General features: G+C 71.4%; 13 protein-coding genes. 9 read left to right on the top strand and 4 right to left on the bottom strand.

The genetic code is table 11. The annotated features are described in order from the left end of the window. Window positions 1–38 precede the first annotated feature (38 nt). The 4 genes from KUA19_RS19210 to KUA19_RS19195 all read left to right on the top strand — a co-directional run bounded on the left by KUA19_RS19210 (window position 39) and on the right by KUA19_RS19195 (window position 3,785). Window positions 39–1,331: an aspartate aminotransferase family protein gene (locus KUA19_RS19210; protein WP_217397409.1), complete on the top strand. Its 1,293-nt coding sequence runs from the start codon at window positions 39–41 to the stop codon at window positions 1,329–1,331. 11 nt (window positions 1,332–1,342) lie between these two features. Further along, window positions 1,343–2,842 (top strand): CoA-acylating methylmalonate-semialdehyde dehydrogenase, encoded by a 1,500-nt coding sequence (locus KUA19_RS19205; RefSeq protein WP_217397407.1) that lies wholly within the window; start codon window positions 1,343–1,345, stop codon window positions 2,840–2,842. A gap of 204 nt (window positions 2,843–3,046) precedes the next feature. Next, complete coding sequence (locus tag KUA19_RS19200; protein WP_217397406.1) at window positions 3,047–3,244, top strand: PspC domain-containing protein; 198 nt, start codon at window positions 3,047–3,049, stop codon at window positions 3,242–3,244. A gap of 91 nt (window positions 3,245–3,335) precedes the next feature. Continuing rightward, window positions 3,336–3,785, top strand: a complete 450-nt coding sequence (locus KUA19_RS19195) for an SRPBCC family protein (protein ID WP_217397405.1) — start codon at window positions 3,336–3,338, stop codon at window positions 3,783–3,785. Here KUA19_RS19195 and KUA19_RS19190 read toward each other — a convergent pair. From KUA19_RS19190 to KUA19_RS19180, 3 genes are all read right to left on the bottom strand, one after another. Further along, window positions 3,782–5,296, bottom strand: coding sequence for an ATP-dependent DNA ligase (locus KUA19_RS19190; RefSeq protein WP_217397404.1), 1,515 nt, complete (start codon window positions 5,294–5,296; stop codon window positions 3,782–3,784). The genes KUA19_RS19195 and KUA19_RS19190 overlap by 4 nt on opposite strands. Before the next feature lie 154 nt (window positions 5,297–5,450). Continuing rightward, window positions 5,451–6,665 (bottom strand): GNAT family N-acetyltransferase, encoded by a 1,215-nt coding sequence (locus KUA19_RS19185; protein WP_217397403.1) that lies wholly within the window; start codon window positions 6,663–6,665, stop codon window positions 5,451–5,453. 54 nt (window positions 6,666–6,719) lie between these two features. Continuing rightward, complete coding sequence (locus KUA19_RS19180; RefSeq protein WP_217397402.1) at window positions 6,720–7,037, bottom strand: DUF6300 family protein; 318 nt, start codon at window positions 7,035–7,037, stop codon at window positions 6,720–6,722. Window positions 7,038–7,411: 374 nt separating this feature from the next. On the opposite strand from KUA19_RS19180, the gene KUA19_RS19175 reads away from it, so the two are divergent. From KUA19_RS19175 to KUA19_RS19160, 4 genes are all read left to right on the top strand, one after another. Next, window positions 7,412–8,380 (top strand): MurR/RpiR family transcriptional regulator, encoded by a 969-nt coding sequence (locus tag KUA19_RS19175; protein ID WP_217397401.1) that lies wholly within the window; start codon window positions 7,412–7,414, stop codon window positions 8,378–8,380. A 210-nt stretch (window positions 8,381–8,590) separates the two neighbouring features. After that, on the top strand, window positions 8,591–10,027 hold the full coding sequence (gene ngcE / locus KUA19_RS19170; RefSeq protein ID WP_217397400.1) for an N-acetylglucosamine/diacetylchitobiose ABC transporter substrate-binding protein: 1,437 nt from the start codon (window positions 8,591–8,593) through the stop codon (window positions 10,025–10,027). Between the two features lie 34 nt (window positions 10,028–10,061). Next, window positions 10,062–10,967 (top strand): carbohydrate ABC transporter permease, encoded by a 906-nt coding sequence (locus tag KUA19_RS19165; RefSeq protein WP_217397398.1) that lies wholly within the window; start codon window positions 10,062–10,064, stop codon window positions 10,965–10,967. 20 nt (window positions 10,968–10,987) lie between these two features. Then, on the top strand, window positions 10,988–11,845 hold the full coding sequence (locus KUA19_RS19160) for a carbohydrate ABC transporter permease (protein WP_217397934.1): 858 nt from the start codon (window positions 10,988–10,990) through the stop codon (window positions 11,843–11,845). A gap of 4 nt (window positions 11,846–11,849) precedes the next feature. On the opposite strand, the gene KUA19_RS19155 is transcribed toward KUA19_RS19160, so the two are convergent. After that, window positions 11,850–12,512, bottom strand: a complete 663-nt coding sequence (locus KUA19_RS19155) for a class I SAM-dependent DNA methyltransferase (protein ID WP_217397396.1) — start codon at window positions 12,510–12,512, stop codon at window positions 11,850–11,852. A gap of 113 nt (window positions 12,513–12,625) precedes the next feature. Between KUA19_RS19155 and KUA19_RS19150 the strand changes: the two genes are divergently transcribed. Further along, the gene (locus KUA19_RS19150) at window positions 12,626–14,284 is read left to right on the top strand and encodes a bifunctional 3'-5' exonuclease/DNA polymerase (RefSeq protein ID WP_308167517.1); all 1,659 of its coding nucleotides are present in this window, start codon (window positions 12,626–12,628) and stop codon (window positions 14,282–14,284) included. The last annotated feature ends 68 nt before the right edge of the window (window positions 14,285–14,352 follow it).

Genomic DNA, 14,352 nt, shown 5'->3' with positions numbered 1-14,352 from the left:
ACACAGCCGCGAATCATCGTTGAAGGACGTGTCTCCAGATGACCACCGAAGACCTGCTCGCGCGGCACCGCGCGGTGCTCCCGAACTGGATCAACCCGCTCTACGCCGAACCGATCGAGCTGGTCTCCGGCACCGGCTGCCGGGTCACGGACGGCGAGGGACGCACGTACCTTGATTTCTTCGGCGGCGTGCTCACCACGATGATCGGCTACGACATCCCGGAGATCTCCGACGCGGTGCGGCGGCAGCTCGACAAGGGGATCGCGCACTCCTCGACGCTGTACCTGATCCGCAAGCAGGTCGAGCTGGCCGAGAAGATCGCCAAGGTGTCGGGCATCCCGAACCCGAAGGTGTTCCTGGCCAACTCCGGCACCGAGGCCAACGACACGGCGCTGCTGCTGGCGACCCAGTTCCGGCGCAGCAACCAGATCCTGGCCATGCGCAACAGCTACCACGGCCGCAGCTTCGCCGCGCTGGCCGTGACCGGGCAGCGCAGCTGGTCGGCGACGTCGCTGTCGCCGGTGAACGTCAGCTACCTGCACTCCGGCGACCGGCTGCGCGGGGTGTTCGCGGGCCTGTCCGACGCCGAGTACATCCGCCTCGCCGTGGCCGACCTGCGCGAGGTGCTGGCCACCACCACCGCCGGGGACGTGGCCTGCCTGATCGCCGAGCCGATCCAGGGCGTCGGCGGCTTCGTCGCCCCGCCCGACGGCTACTTCGCCGCCGTCAAGGAGGTCCTCGACGAGTACGGCATCCTCTGGGTCTCCGACGAGGTGCAGACCGGCTGGGGCCGCACCGGCGAGCACTTCTGGGGCTACCAGGCGCACGACGCCGTGCCGGACATGCTGACCTTCGCCAAGGGCGTCGGCAACGGCTTCACGCTGGGCGGCGTGGTCGCCCGCGCCGAGGTGATGGACTGCCTGGGCGCCATCTCGTTCAACACCTTCGGCGGCAACCCGATCAGCGCCTCGGCCGGGTCGGCCGTGCTGGACTACGTGCTCGACCACGATCTGCAGGCCAACGCCGCCCGGCTGGGCGACCTGCTGCACTCGGGCCTGCGCGGGCTGCACAGCCCGATCGTGGCCGAGGTGCGCGGCAAGGGCCTGATGCTGGCGCTGGAGTTCGTCCGGCCCGGCACCCTGGACCCGGCGCCGGAGCTGGCCCTGCGGGTGCTGGAGGAGACCAAGGCCAACGGGCTGCTGGTCGGCAAGGGCGGCCTCTACGGCAACGTGATCCGGATGGGCCCGCCGCTGACACTGACCGAGGCCGAGGCCAAGGAGGGCCTGGACATCCTGACCGGCGCCATCGCCGCCGCGCAGCGCCAGGCCTGAGGGGGTACGACATGAGCGAGCTCGGATACATCACCCATTTCGTCGACGGCAAGCCGTGGGAGCACGGCGCGACCCGGCAGGGCGAGGTCTTCGACCCGGCCACCGGCCGCGTCAGCGCCCTGGTCGACTTCGCCTCGTCCGCCGACGTGGACGCCGTGGTGCGCGCCGCCGACCGGGCCGCGCGGGCCTGGCGGGACGCGTCGCTGGCCAAGCGCACCGCGGTCATGTTCGCCGTGCGGCAGCTGATCCACGAGCGGCGGGCGGAGCTGGCCGCGGCGATCACCGCCGAGCACGGCAAGGTGCTGTCCGACGCGGCCGGGGAGGTGCAGCGCGGCCTGGAGGTGGTCGAGTTCGCCTGCGGCATCCCCAGCTCCCAGCGCGGCTTCTTCAGCGAGAACGTGTCGACCGAGGTGGACTCGTACTCGATCCGGCAGCCGCTGGGCGTGGTGGCGGTGATCTCGCCGTTCAACTTCCCGGCGATGGTGCCGCTGTGGTTCGTGCCGATCGCGATCGCCTGCGGCAACGCGGTGGTGCTCAAGCCCAGCGAGAAGGACCCCAGCGCGGCGGTGCTGCTGGCGCAGTGGTTCGCCGAGGCGGGCCTGCCCGACGGCGTGTTCAACGTGGTGCACGGCGACAAGGAGGCCGTCGACGGCCTGCTGACGCATCCGCTGGTCAAGGCGGTGTCGTTCGTCGGCTCCACCCCGATCGCCCGGTACGTCTACGAGACCGGCACCGCGCACGGCAAGCGGGTGCAGGCGCTGGGTGGGGCGAAGAACCACATGGTGGTGCTGCCCGATGCTGACCTCGAGCTGGCCGCTGACGCGGCCGTGAGTGCGGGCTTCGGCTCGGCGGGCGAGCGCTGCATGGCGATCTCGGTCGTGGTGGCGGTGGACCCGGTCGGCGACGAGCTGGTCGACAAGATCACTGAACGGGTCGCGAAGATCCGCACCGGTGACGGCCGTCGCGACTGCGACATGGGCCCGCTGGTCACCAAGGTGCACCGGGACAAGGTGTCGTCGTACGTGGACGCGGGGGAGCGGGCCGGGGCCAAGCTCGTGGTCGACGGGCGGGCCGTGGACGCCGACGGCGAGCGGGACGGCTTCTGGCTCGGGCCGACGCTGTTCGACCGGGTCACCCCGCAGATGTCGATCTACACGGACGAGATCTTCGGGCCGGTGCTCAGCGTGGTCCGGGCCGAGTCCTACGACGAGGCGCTGGCGCTGGTCAACGGCAACCCGTACGGCAACGGCACGGCGATCTTCACCAACGACGGCGGGGCCGCCCGGCGCTTCCAGCACGAGGTCGAGGTCGGGATGATCGGCGTGAACGTGCCCATCCCGGTGCCGATGGCGTACTTCTCCTTCGGCGGCTGGAAGGCGTCGCTGTTCGGCGACACCCACGCCCACGGCGCCGAGGGCGTGCACTTCTTCACCCGGGGCAAGGTGGTCACCAGCCGCTGGCTCGACCCGCGCCACGGCGGCGTCAACCTGGGCTTCCCGACCCAGCACTGACGCAGCGATAGTACTTTCGGAGGATCCGGTGAAAATTCTCACCGGGTCCTCCTCGCGTTAGCACAGCCGCGCCATCGGGGATGCCCGTAGGGCGGCCGCGGGCGCGAATCGTCCCCGCGATCGAGGGAGGGCGTGCGCGCCGCTCCTACCGTCGAAGACAGCCGCGGCGGACCAGTTCGCCGCCCGTACCGAGGAGTTGATCGCATGGCCAGCCAGCCGCACCGACTGACCCGCCCGCGCCACGGCCGCTGGATCGCCGGTGTCTGCGCCGGTCTCGGGGTGCGCTTCGGCCTGCCCGCCTGGCTCGTCCGCTTCCTGTTCGTGCTGTCGTGCCTGCTCCCGGGCCCGCAGTTCATCATCTACCTCGTCCTGTGGATCATGATCCCGGAGGACGCGTACTGAGCCGGTCACGCTGAGCCCGTCACAGACGCCGCTCGCGGCGGGTCGCACCGGTACCGGTGCGACCCGCACCCCCGACCGCCGAGGAGCAGCCGTGAGCGACAGCAGTGCCGTCCTGGAGATCGACCGCCCGCCCGCCGAGGTGTACGCCTACGTCACCGACCCGCTGCGGTTCCCGCGCTGGCAGCTCGACGTCGTCAGCGTCACCCCGGCCGTGCCCGGCCCCATCGGCCTGGGTTCCCGCTTCACCACCGTGCGCCGCATCGGCTCCGCCGACCGGGCGACCACCCAGGAGATCACCGATCTTGTCCCGGGCGTGAGCTGGGCCGCCCGGGGCGTCGACGGTCCGATCCGGCCCGACGCCACGGTCACCGTCACCTCGCTGGACGGCGGGGCGCGCACCCGGCTCACCCTCACCCTGACGTTTCGCGGCAGCGGCCTCGGCGTCGCCCTGCTGCCGCTGGTGCGCAAGGCGGCGGCCAAGGGTGCCCCGCTCAGTCACGCCAACCTCAAGCGGCTGCTGGACAGCCATACCGAGGACTAGGGCGTGCCCAGGGCCCGCACCGCGTCGATGGTGTCCGCCTCGGCGGCGGACTTGTCCTCGCGGTAGCCCAGCACCCGCGCGAAGCGCAGCGCCACCCCGCCGGGGTAGCGGGTGCTGCGCTGCACCCCGTCGAACGCGATCTCGACCACCAGTTCGGGGCGCACCGTCACCATGAAGTCGTCGCGGCTGACGGCCAGACCCAGCAGGCGCTCGGTCTGCCAGGCCAGCATCGAGTCCGTCAGGCCCTTGAACGTCTTGCCCAGCATCACGAAGCCGCCGTCGGGGTCGCGGGCGCCCAGGTGCAGGTTGGACAGCCAGCCGCGCCGCCGCCCGTGGCCCCACTCGGCCCCCAGGATCACCAGGTCCAGCGTGTGCCGGGGCTTCACCTTCACCCACCCCGCCCCGCGCCGCCCCACCTCGTACGGCGCACCCGCGGCCTTCACCACCACGCCCTCGTGCCCGGCCGCCAGCGCCGCCGCGAACGCCTCCTGCGCCACCTCCGGCCCGTCCACCAGCACCCGGTCCACCCGCATCGCGTCGGGCAGCAGCTCGTCCAGCGCCGCCCACCGCACGGTCCCCGGCTCGTCGATCAGGTCCGTGCCGTCCAGGTGCAGCAGGTCGAAGAAGTACGGCGTCAGCAGCCCCGAAGCCCGCTGCGCGGCCCGCCCCGACGTCTCCTGGAAAGGCCGCGGCCGCCCGGTGTCGTCCACCGCGATCACCTCGCCGTCGAGCACCGCCGAGCGCACCGGCAGCGCCCGCACCGCCGCCACGATCTCCGGCATCCGCCCGGTCAGGTCGTCCAGGCTGCGGCTGAACAGCACCACGTCGTCACCGTCGCGGTGGGCCTGCACCCGCACCCCGTCGAGCTTGGCGTCGACCGCGGCGGGCACCCCGGTCGCGACCAGGGCCTGCGCGGGATCCGGGGCCGACTGGGCCAGCATCGGCGCCAGCCCCCGTCCGACCGCCAGCCGCAGCTCACCGAGCGCCGCCTCGCCACCGGTCAGCGCGGTGACCGCCACCGCTTTCAGATCCCCGGTGAGCAGCAGCGCGCGCCGCACCGAGGCCACCGGCACGTCGGCCGCCCGCGCCACCGCGTCGGCCAGCAGCCCGGCCTGCGCGCCCTGGCGCAGCTCGCCGCCGATCAGGCCGGTCAGCAGCCGCTGCTCGTCGGCGGTGGCCGCGCCGTACAGTGCGGCGACCGCGTCGCGCCGCCGCGTCTGCGAGCCCTGCCCGCTGATGTCGCCCATCGCGGCCAGCGCCCGGTCGACCGCACGCACGCTGAGCGTGGCGGTCGAGGCGGGTGCGGGCAGCTCGCGCAGCGCCGCGTACCCCACCCCGATCTGCCGCTGCCGCAGCTCCCCGCTCAGGTACGCCGCCCCCGCCGCCAGCTCGACCGGATCCCCGCCCGCCGCCAACGTCCGCAATGCCCCGGCCAACAGCTCGATCTTCGCCTTGCGCCCCGACACGGCGGTGACAGCGGCGGACGTGGCGGCCAGCTCAGCGAATCGCATGCCCCCCATCCTCCCAGCGCCCCCCGACACCACCCGCCCGTCCGCCCCGTCCCGCGCACCGCGCGTCAAGGTCATTCAAGTTGCCGGGCAATCGGGGTTTTCGGGCTCGGAATACCCCCGATTGCCCGGCAACTTGAGTGGTCTTGGGCCCTGGTCAGAAGATCTCGATGGCGGCCGGGGCGCGGAGCCAGCCGAACGCGGGGTCGGCGGCGGCCAGGGCGCCGGAGGTCAGTTCCGTCACCCGGCCCGCGGCGGCCAGGGAGCCGAGGCTGTTGCCGCCGAGGTAGACGGTGCTCAGGGTGGCGACGTCCAGGCGCAGGTCGGGGGCGTCGTCGGTGCGTACGCAGGTGGCGCCGTCGAGTGATCCGGCCAGGCGGAACCGGCCGCCGGTGCCGGGCAGGACCGGGTCCTCGACCTCGAGGACGACATCAACGGGGGCGGCGTAGCGGCGGGACGACAGGGCGGCCGGGATGTCCAGCAGCCGGGCCCACAGGCCGTCGCCGTACCGGCCGCCGAGGCGCCGGGTGTCGGTGACGATGTGCAGCAGCGGCTCGTCGACGGCGGCGAGCCAGTAGGAGACCTGCCGGGTCAGGTCGACGTTGAGCAGGTGGTCCCACATCGCCGCGTACGCGGCCGGCGAGTCGGTGACGACCTCCAGGATGTTGACCTCGCCCTTGGGGCCGACGTTCTCCCACTCGCTGCGGGTGCGGTAGAGGGCGTACCCGAGCACGGCGTCACCGTCGCGGCACACCAGCGCCAGCAGCGGCCCGGCACCGGCGCGGTGGCCCGGGTCGTCGTGCAGCCGCCAGGTCCACCAGCGGTCGTCCCGTGTGGCGTAGCCCGGCCGGGCGGGCCGGACGCGCTCGTACACGGCACCGAGTTCGGCCCGCAGCTGCCCGGGGGTGTCGACGCGCAGGGACAGCGCGTGCTTGTCCGCGCCGACCACGCGCACCTCGCGACGGTCGATGGTGAAGCCGATGCGATGGCTGGCCTGGCCGTAGCCGAAGCGGCGGTAGATGCTCGCCTCGCTGGCCCACAGCACCGCCAGCGCCTCACCGCGGTCGCGGATCTCCTCCAATTGGCGGGTCAGCATCGTCGAGGCGATGCCACGGCGCCGGTGCGTGCCCGCGACGACGACCGCGGTGACGAAGCCGGCCGCGACAGTGCCACCGGGCACGCTGAGGTCGCGGGTGTAAGTGCCCGCATGGGCGACGATGTCCGCACCGTCGATCGCCACGACGGCGCGCGCGGGCTCGAACAGCGCCTCGTCGACCGGGGTGCCCTGGTCGTCCTCGTTGAGGAAGGTCCGTCGGACGGTATGCAGGATCGCGGCCCAGTCCTGCGGCGCGGCGTTGCGGAAAGTCACCATAGGTGGTTCCTATCGGCCGGGTCGCCGGTCGGCAACACGTTTACCCGAATGCGTTCAGCCGCGGCCGGACCACCACGCCGCGACGTCGGCGGCCAGCGAGTTCTCCTGCGGATCGGGCCTGGTCGCCGCCTCCAGCCAGCGCCCCACCAGATCGGAGACCCGCTGCATGTCCTCGGGTCGCACCTGCTGGTGCTCCGCGAAGTACGCCAGCAGCCCCTGCGCCTCGGGTCGCCCGGCGTCGCACCCTGGGCACAGCTGCACGACGCGGCTACGGCGCGACTGGGGCACCGGGATGCTGGCCGTGAGGTACAGCCGCTCGGTGCAGCTGCCGCAGCGGGCGTCTCCGGCGGCGCGGACCTCGACCGCGTTCATCGCAGCGTTCTCCCTCGTCGTCGCGGCGGCTGGGGCGCGCCCGGCCTGCCCGGCGGCGCACTCGACGAGGTTATACGGACCAATCGGGCCGGGATGCGGCGGCGCCTCCCTCGCGGCGATTGTCCTTTTCAGGAGTTAAATGCATTCCCGTCATCTGACGGCCTCCCCGGGTGTGGTCTACGCGGCCATTTTGCCTGCTCAGTGGCGGTGGGCTGAGTCACCGTGGCACCTTCGGCAATGTTCCGGTGCGGTAACGAACTTAAAAAATTCGCCCGCAGACTTGACAACCAGGGGTCATCAGTAAGAACTTTTACCACTAACAGTTAACTACCTTTCGGCTAACTGTTCAGATCCTGAGCTGTAGGAGCGAGTCAATGGGTGACCGCCGGGAACCGGCCGCGGCCGACGCCGCGACGCTGGAGCCTGCGCCGTCCTGGCTCAGCCTCGACCGCCCCGACAGCGTCCTGGTGCGCGTGCGCGCGCAGCTGCCCGAGTTCACCGGCGCCCTGCAGCGCGTGGCCGACCAGGTCCTCACCGACCCGGCCGGCGCCGCCCGCGCCACCATCGTGGAACTCGCCGAGCGCTCCAGCACCTCGCCGGCCACCATCACCCGCTTCTGCCGCGCGCTGGGCTTCGAGGGCTATGCGGACCTGCGGCTGGCCATCGCCGGGGAGACCGGCCGGGCCGCCCGCTCGGCAGGCTGGGCCGAGGACATCGGCCGGGCCATCGAGCCCGGCGACCCGCTGGAGCGGGTGCTCGGGCAGATCATGGCCGCCGACACCCAGGCCATGCGCGACACCGCCGCCATGCTCGACCTCCGCGAGGTGGAGCGCGCCGCGGAGGCCATCGCCGCCGCCAACCGCGTCGACATCTACGGCGCCTCCGGCTCGGCCCTGGTCGGCGCCGAGATGCAGTTCTCGCTGCACCGCATCGGCATCGCCGCGTGGACCTGGCCCGACGTGCACAACGGCCTGGCCAGCGCCGCCCTGCTGCGCTCCGGTGACGTCGCGCTGGGCATCTCGCACACCGGCCAGACCCGCGAGACGGTCGAGATGCTGGCCGAGGCGGGCTCGCACGGCGCGACCACCATCGCGCTGACCGGATTCCCGCGCTCGCCGCTGGCCGAGCTCGCCGACATCGTGCTGCTGACCGCCAGCCAGGCCACCTCGTTCCGGCCCGACGCGCTGTCGGCCCGGCACCCGCAGCTGGTGGTGCTGGACCTGCTGTACATCGCGGTCGCCCAGCGCACCCACGACCGGTCGCACACGGCGTTTCAGCGCACCGCGCGTGCCGTCGACGCGCACCGGTTCAGCAACGGCCAGGGCCGGGAGGGCGACTCGTGATCGCCCAGGCCTTGACCTCGAAGACTGTGCTCGACTCGATCGAGCACTGGGCCGACACCACATCGGGCAGTGCCGCCCGGTGTGGTGCCGCACTGCCTCCCAGTGCGGTCGGGTCCGCAACGGCCGGCGGAGGCCTCGCCCCCGTCACCGCCTCTCCGCCTCACCACACCTTCGTGTCGCAGACCGCGATCCGATTCTGAGGAGACAATGATGTCCAACCACACCGACAGCCCGTCGGACCTCACCCGGCGTACGCTGCTGCGCCGGACGGCCGCCGCTGGTCTGCTCGCCCTCCCGGCCGCCGGCCTGCTCTCGGCCTGCGTCGGCAGCAGCGACGAGCCGGAGGCCCCCACCCAGTACTCGGGTACGGTGTCCGCGGAGAACCCGCTGGGTATCGCCACCGACAAGCCGGTCGAGATCGTGATCTTCGACGGCGGTCTGGGCACCAAGTACGCCACCGACGTGCACATGCCGTCGTACACGGCGAAGTGGCCGAACTCGAAGATCACGTTCTCTTCGACGCAGGAGGTCTCGACCACACTGCAGCCGCGTTTCGCCAGCAACACCCCGCCGGACATGGTCAACAACGCCGGTTCGAAGCTGATGGACATGGGCGCGCTCGTCGGCGCCGGCCAGGTGGCCGACCTGTCCGACCTGTTCGCCGCCCCGTCGGTGGACATCGCGGGCAAGACCGTCAAGGACACCCTGGTCCCCGGCACGGTCGAGGCGGGCACCTACAACGGCAAGCCGTACGTGCTGAACTACGCCTACACCGTGTTCGGTCTGTGGTACTCCGGCAAGCTGTTCCAGGACAACGGCTGGACCGCCCCGACCACCTGGGCCGAGTTCACCGCGCTGGCCGACAAGATGAAGGCCAAGGGCATCACCCCGTTCTCGTACGCGGGTGCCAACGCGGCCTACTACATGTACACGGTCATCCTGACCAGCGCCGCCAAGATCGGCGGCCCGGACGTGCTCAAGGCGATCGACAACCTCGAGCCCGGCGCGTGGACCAACGACGCCGTCAAGCAGGCCGCCAAGGCGTGGGGCGAGTTCTCCGCCAAGTACGGCGACAAGGCGCACCTGGGCCTGAAGCACACCGAGGTCCAGCTGCTGCAGGACCAGTACAAGGTCGGCTTCTACCCGTCGGGTTCGTGGCTGGAGAACGAGCAGGCCAAGGACACCCCGGCCGACTTCAAGTACCAGGTCGCGGCGCTGCCGTCGGTCACCGCCGCGGACAAGCTGCCGGCCACCGGCCTGTACGCCGCCGCGGGTGAGATGTACTTCGCCGCCAGCAAGGGCAAGCACCCGCAGGCGGGCAAGGAGTACCTGCGTCACATGCTGTCGAAGGCGGGCGCGAAGGGCTTCACCGAGCTGACCAAGTCGCTGACCGTCGTGCAGGGCGCGGCTGAGGGTCTGACCCTCTCGCCCGGTCTGTCGTCGGCCAACGCGGTGCTGACCGCGGCCGGTGCGAACAACTTCAACTTCCGCTTCGACGCCTGGTACAAGGACCTCGACCTCGAGGCCCGCTCCGCGACCAACGAGCTGATGTTCCAGGGCGGCGACGCGGACAAGTTCGTCACCCGCATCCAGGCCGCGGCTGACAAGATCAAGGCCGACTCTTCGATCCCGAAGTTCTCGCGCTGACCTGAGCCTCCGTTAGACCGGGAGTCATACGATCATGCGGCAAGGTAAGTACCCGTTCGTCATTGGGTTCCTGCTCGCTCCAGTACTGCTGTACAGCGTGTTCGTGCTGTGGCCGATCTTCGGGGCGGCCCAGGTGTCCACCATGAACTGGAGCGGTCTGTCCCCCAAGCGCGACTTCGTCGGGCTGGACAACTTCAGCAAGCTGCTGGCGGACGACAAGGTATGGCTGGCGGCGAAGCACCACATCTTCCTGCTGGTCACCCTGCCGGTGATCACGATCGCCCTCGCCCTGTTCTTCGCGTTCCTGCTGAACATGGGCGGGGGCACCCGGGGTGGCGTCATGACCGGGGTCTGGGGGTCGAAGTTCTACCGCGTGGTGTTCTTCCTCCCCCAGGTCCTGGCCGTGGTCATCGTCGGTGTCATCTTCGGTCGGGTGTACGCGCCGGACGGCTCCGGCATCCTGAACCGGTTCCTGCACCTCTTCGGGGTGACGGACGTGTACTGGATGGCCGACTACGGCATGTGGGCGATCCTCGGCGTGCTGGTGTGGCAGGCGGTCGGCTTCTACGTCGTACTGTTCGCCGCGGGCATGTCCAGCATCCCGGGTGAGATCTACGAGGCGGCGGTGATGGACGGCGCGAGCCGGGTCACCATCTTCTTCCGGGTCACCATCCCGATGCTCAAGGAGACGGTCAAGGTCGCCTGGGTCTATCTCGGCATCCTCGCCATGGACGCGTTCGCGCTGGTCATGGTGCTCACCATCGACCAGGGCGGTCCGGACGGCGCCACCTCGGTGCTGCCGGTCCAGATCTACCAGGCCGGCATCCTCAAGTCCCAGTACGGCTACGCGTCGGCGCTGGGTGTGGCGCTGGCGGTCTTCACCATCATCTTCGCCGTGCTGTCCCTGCGGGGCGGCAAGCGCGACGCGATCGAGCACTGAGCGGGGCAGGCGTGGCAACCATTACCGAGAAGCAGCGCAGCTTCGGCATCCTCAACAAGCTCTCGCACGTCGCGCTGGTCGTGTGGGCGATCCTGATCATCTACCCGCTGATCTTCACGTTCCTCGCGGCGTTCAAGAGCAACACCGAGATCTTCGTCGGCAACCCGTTCGCGTTTCCGAGCAACTGGGATTGGGACTCGTTCGCGCGGGCGTGGAACGAGGCGCACATCGGTCGCTACTTCCTGAACAGTGTCATCGTGGTGGTCTTCTCCACCGCCGGCACGATGCTGTTCGGCGCGATGGCGGCGTACGTGCTGGCCCGGTATGAGTTCGTCGGCAACCGGGTCATCTATTTCCTGTTCATCGCGGGGCTGGCGTTCCCGGTGTTCCTCACCCTCACCCCGCTCTACCTCGTGGTGGATCAGCTGGGCCTGCTGGGTACCCACTTCGGCCTGATCCTGGTCTACATCGCGTACTCCCTGCCGTTCACGGTGTTCTTCCTGACCGCGTTCTTCAAGACGCTGCCGAACGCCGTGGCCGAGGCCGCGATGATCGACGGTGCCTCGCACACCCGGCTGTTCTTCCGGGTCATGATGCCGATGGCCAAGCCGGGTCTGGTGAGCATCACGATCTTCAACATCATCGGCCAGTGGAACCAGTACGTGCTGCCGGTGTCGCTGCTGCCGGGCGGCGAGGAGGGCGAGAAGAAGTGGCTGCTCACCCAGGGCATCGCCGCCATCTCGACGTCGGCGGGCTACCAGGCCGACTGGCCGGCGCTGTTCGCGGCGCTGAGCATCGCGATCATCCCGATGATCATCGTGTACACGATCTTCCAGCGGCAGATCCAGAGCGGCCTCACCGCCGGTGCGGTGAAGTAGGGACTCAGACGACGGTGCAGCAGGCGTAGAGATGGGTCTGCGCCTGCACACCGCCCAGCTGACCGCCGAGGCGCGACGTCGCCTCGGCGTTCGGCTGCCAGTCCTCCACCCGCAGGTCCTCCACCCGGAACCCGTGCCGCTGCAGCAGCTCGCGCAGCGCGTCGCGCGAGTACGCCGTCAGCGGCACCTTCGCCCCCAGGAAGTCGCGTTCCAGGTGGTCGCTGTCGCCCTCGACCATCCCCAGCGCGAACGCCCCGTCGGTGGCCAGCACATGCCTGACGTCGTCCAGCGCCCGCTCGACGTCGACCCGAGGCAGCATCAGCAGCGAGAAGAAGGCGACCACGCCGTCGAAGCGCTGCTGGGTCGGGTGCAGGCCGTCCAGGTCGAACAGGTCCCGCTCCACGAAAATCGCCTCTGGCACGGTGTGCCGCGCCAGCTCCAGCATCACCGGCGAGGTGTCGATGCCGACGACGTGGCAGCCCGCGTCGACCAGCTGGCGGGCGGTCGGCGAGCCGGTGCCGCAGCCCACGTCCAGCACCAGCGGATAGTGCCGCCCGGCCAGCCGGTCGAGCAGCCACTGCCCGGCCGCGAGCTGGCCCGGCTTGTCTGCGAACGCCTCGCTGTAGGTCGCCCCGATCCGATCGAACACGGCGCGCGATTCGGTCATACCCCCCATTGTCGGCGGGCGGCGGCCCGCGCCGCCGGGCCTTGCCCACGTTGGTCAAGAGAGTTTGCGCCGGTGTCGGTGCCGGTGTCGGAGGGTGGCCGCAGAATGGGCGGGTGTCGGTGATCGCGGTGGTGGCGGACTCCTCCGGCGGCGGCGTGCTGCGGCCGCTGGACGAGACCGGGCACCCCAGCGGGCCCGACGAGCACGTCGCCGACCTCGCCGCGGCGATGGCCGCCCGCGACGCGACCCGGCCGCGCTGGCTCTGGGCGGCCGTCGACCAGGTCTACCCACGCCTGCTGGAGGCGGGCGTACGGGTGCACCGCTGCCACGACCTCGAACTCGCCGAAGCCCTGCTCCTGGCGTACGACGGCCGCTACGGCGAACCCCGCTCCGCCGCCGCCGCGTACGCCCGGCTCACCGGCACCCCCGTCCCCGCCGACCAGGCCGCCCGCCAGGCCCAGCCGCCCGGCGACCGGCAGGGCACCCTGTTCGGCGACGGCCCCGCCCCGATCGTCGCCGACATCCCCCAGCTCGACCTGCTCGCCGCGGTCTACCGGGACCAGCGCACCCGCCTGGCCGCAGGCGAGCACCCGGCGCGCATGCGCCTGCTGATCGCGGCCGAGTCCGCCAGCGCGCTCATCGCCGCCGAGATGGGCCACACCGGGCTGCCCTGGGACGCCGCCGCGCACGACGAAATTCTTACCAGCCTGCTCGGCGAGCCCTCAGCCGTCCGCTCGCGCACCGGACTCACCCCGCCCCGGCGCCTGGCCGAACTGTCAGCCCGCATCGCCGAGCTGCTGGACGCGCCCGGACTGCACCCCGACTCGCCCGCCGAGGTGCGCAAGGCGCTGCGCCGGGCCGGGCACGACGTGCCCAACACCCGTTCCTGGGTGCTCAAACAGGTCGACCACCCGGTCATCCCGGTGCTGCTGGAGTACAAGGAGCTGTACCGGATCTGGACCGCGCACGGCTGGAGCTGGCGCGAACAATGGGTGCAGCAGGGCCGCTTCCGGCCCGCGTACGTGCCCGCCGGTGTCGTCTCCGGCCGCTGGGCCACCCGGGGCGGCGGGGCGCTGCAGATCCCCAAGGCCGTCCGCGGCGCGGTGCGCGCCGCACCGGGCTGGCGCCTGGTCGTCGCCGACGCGGGCCAGCTCGAACCACGGATCCTGGCCGCTGTCTCCGCCGACACCCGGCTCGCCCGCGCCGCGGGCACCGGCGACCTCTACGCCGCCCTGGCCGCCGACTCGTTCAAGGGCGACCGTGCCGCCGCCAAACTCGCGCTGCTCGGCGCCATGTACGGCCAGACCGGCGGCGCCGCCGCCCCCGCCATCGCGGTGCTGCGCGGCAGCTACCCCCGCGCCTGGGCGTACGTCGAGGCCGCCGCGCGGGCGGGGGAGACCGGTGGGCTGGTGCGGTCGTGGCTCGGCCGGACCTGCCCGCCGTCGGCGCTGGAGTCGTCGTGGGCCGACGAGGGGGCGTCGGGGCGGTCGCGGGGGCGGTTCACCCGCAACTTCGTCATCCAGGCCACGGCCGCCGAATGGGCGGCGACGCTGCTCGCGACCCTGCGGACCCGGCTGTGGGACAGCGCCGCCGAGCTGGTGTTCTTCCAGCACGACGAGGTGATCGTGCACTGCCCGGTGGCCGAGGCGGAGCAGGTCGTGTCGGCGTTGGAGGACGCGGCCACGGCGACGGCGGAGATGCTTTTCGGGCAGTCCCCGGTGCGCTTCCCGCTGACCATCGCGGTGACGACCTCCTACGCCGAGGCCAAGTAACCCGCGCCCGCGCCGGGCCCCGCGCCCCGCGCCCGCGCCCGCGCCGGGCCCCGCGCCCCGCGCCCGTG

It is taken from the genome of Catellatospora tritici, from assembly GCF_019083965.1.
GTDB lineage: Bacteria > Actinomycetota > Actinomycetes > Mycobacteriales > Micromonosporaceae > Catellatospora > Catellatospora tritici.
This window is presented reverse-complemented; position numbering and strand designations above follow the sequence as displayed.

Coding starts and splice junctions, on each gene's coding strand:
- KUA19_RS19210 (WP_217397409.1), top strand. CDS start 39: ATGACCACCGAAGACCTGCTCGCGCGGCACCGCGCGGTGCTCCCGAAC.
- KUA19_RS19205 (WP_217397407.1), top strand. CDS start 1,343: ATGAGCGAGCTCGGATACATCACCCATTTCGTCGACGGCAAGCCGTGG.
- KUA19_RS19200 (WP_217397406.1), top strand. CDS start 3,047: ATGGCCAGCCAGCCGCACCGACTGACCCGCCCGCGCCACGGCCGCTGG.
- KUA19_RS19190 (WP_217397404.1), bottom strand. CDS start 5,296: ATGCGATTCGCTGAGCTGGCCGCCACGTCCGCCGCTGTCACCGCCGTG.
- KUA19_RS19185 (WP_217397403.1), bottom strand. CDS start 6,665: ATGGTGACTTTCCGCAACGCCGCGCCGCAGGACTGGGCCGCGATCCTG.
- KUA19_RS19180 (WP_217397402.1), bottom strand. CDS start 7,037: ATGAACGCGGTCGAGGTCCGCGCCGCCGGAGACGCCCGCTGCGGCAGC.
- KUA19_RS19175 (WP_217397401.1), top strand. CDS start 7,412: ATGGGTGACCGCCGGGAACCGGCCGCGGCCGACGCCGCGACGCTGGAG.
- ngcE (WP_217397400.1), top strand. CDS start 8,591: ATGTCCAACCACACCGACAGCCCGTCGGACCTCACCCGGCGTACGCTG.
- KUA19_RS19165 (WP_217397398.1), top strand. CDS start 10,062: ATGCGGCAAGGTAAGTACCCGTTCGTCATTGGGTTCCTGCTCGCTCCA.
- KUA19_RS19155 (WP_217397396.1), bottom strand. CDS start 12,512: ATGACCGAATCGCGCGCCGTGTTCGATCGGATCGGGGCGACCTACAGC.